This window comes from Methylophaga sp. UBA5088 (assembly GCF_002414625.1).
Lineage (GTDB): Bacteria > Pseudomonadota > Gammaproteobacteria > Nitrosococcales > Methylophagaceae > Methylophaga > Methylophaga marina.
Genome location: NZ_DIAC01000100.1, coordinates 3,832 through 5,598, shown reverse-complemented (window position 1 = coordinate 5,598; position 1,767 = coordinate 3,832). Strand labels below are relative to the sequence as shown.

Annotated in this window: 1 protein-coding gene; it reads right to left on the bottom strand. The window is 46.1% G+C overall.

The window, feature by feature from the left end; translation table 11 throughout:
• Positions 1–1,518, bottom strand: a 1,518-nt coding sequence (locus tag B4K20_RS12615; protein WP_289283148.1) for a diguanylate cyclase domain-containing protein, incomplete at its 3' end; no start/stop codon positions are given.
• Positions 1,519–1,767 lie beyond the last annotated feature (249 nt).

Below are 1,767 nucleotides of genomic sequence, written 5' to 3'. Positions count from 1 at the left end.
TGCCGAAGATAAAACCCAGTCTCCAATCTGATTGATTAGTCCTGTTTTTTCAGCAACGGGGATAAACTCAGCAGGAGAAACGATGCCATCATCAGGATCTCTCCACCGGATGAGCACCTCGGCCCCTGATGGGTGACCGTCGCTCTCTACTTGTAATTGCATAGTCAGAAACAGCTGCTGAGGAATAGCCTCTCGTAGCTTGGTTTCTAGCTGGAATCGTCGGTTTACTCTGAGCTTCATGTCTTCATTAAAGAAGACAATACCGGTGGTATCCAGAATTTTGGCTTCATTAATCGCCATTTCTGCCTGACGTAATACTTCATTGGCAGCATTATCTTTTGGATGAAAAATGCTGATGCCTACCCGAATATCCGCCCGATACTGGAAGTCATCAACCATCACCGGTTCCGAGGTTTTTGCAATCATTAATTCTGCCAGCTGGTGGGCATTGTATGCGGCGTCGTCCATGTCACTTCCAATGTGACTGACAAGTATGGCAAACACGTCTCCACCGTACCTTGCAACAGCGATGTGTTGAGAAGCATCTGACAATCTGGCGCTTAACTCTTCGAGAATGACATCACCGATGCTATGACCCATCGCACTATTGAGCGCTTTGAAATTTTTCAGATCAACAAACATCAAAGCAGCATATTTACTTGTCCTGTCTGAAGACATGGTGACTTCATCGAGCATGGACATCATGGACTGTTTATTAGGCAGGTGTGTTAGTGTGTCGTAATGAGACAGGTGATCAATCTGCCTGCGAGCCTGTTTCAAATCACTGACATCATTGAAAGAAGCGATATAGTTGGTCACCACACCTCTGGCGTCTTTGACGACGTTAATTCGAAGCCATTCTGGGTACTCTTGACCATTTTTTCTTTTATTCCAGATTTCACCTTGCCAATAGCCTTTTTCATGGATGCTGCGCCACATTTCACGATAGAAGTCGGTGGATTGGATACCGGACTTCAGAATGGAGGGGTCCTTACCGATAACTTCATTCTGTGAATAGCCAGTGATTAAGGTGAAAGCGCGATTAACCCTGACAATTCTCTTACTGGTGTCAGTGATCATTTTGGCTTCATTGGAATCAAATGCAGTGGCAGCAATTCTAAGTTCATGTTCCACTTCTTTTTGCTTGGTGATGTCAATAACCACTCCGCTGAACCGCCTCGCTCTGCCATCAGCATCTCGTTCAGTACCAAGGCCTCGCGCCAATAGCCATTTCGTGTTGTGCCCGGGACAGGTCACACGATGTTCATTTTCGAACCTCTCCGTCAGCCCTCGTATGTGATCATTGACAGCCTTTTGAAATGGTTCCAGATCATCTGGATGGATAACATTTAGCCATGTTTCCTGGTGTCCAGCTTGTCCACCACACTGGTTTAACAAATCAGTCCACCTGCCGGCATAATCATAACGCTCTTTATCCAGCCGCCAGTCCCACACACCGTCCCCAGCGACATCAAGCGCGAATTCCCAACGCCGTTCAAGCTCTACCTGTCTGCGCACGGCTTTGCTGGAGTCATTCAGGTACTTTCGAGTCACTGCATACAGAAGAACAGCGGTCAGGAGAACGAAACCCCATCCCTTGATGACACTGATTATGCTGACTGTTTTGGCATCCAAGGATAAACTGTGCAAGATTCTGTCGGACAATAAAATCCATATAATGGATATACTGGCGTAGATAAAGGCAATTTTGAGCGCGCTTTTTTTGGTAGTGTGGTTAACTTTTTTCACAGCTTAGAAATTTCGATG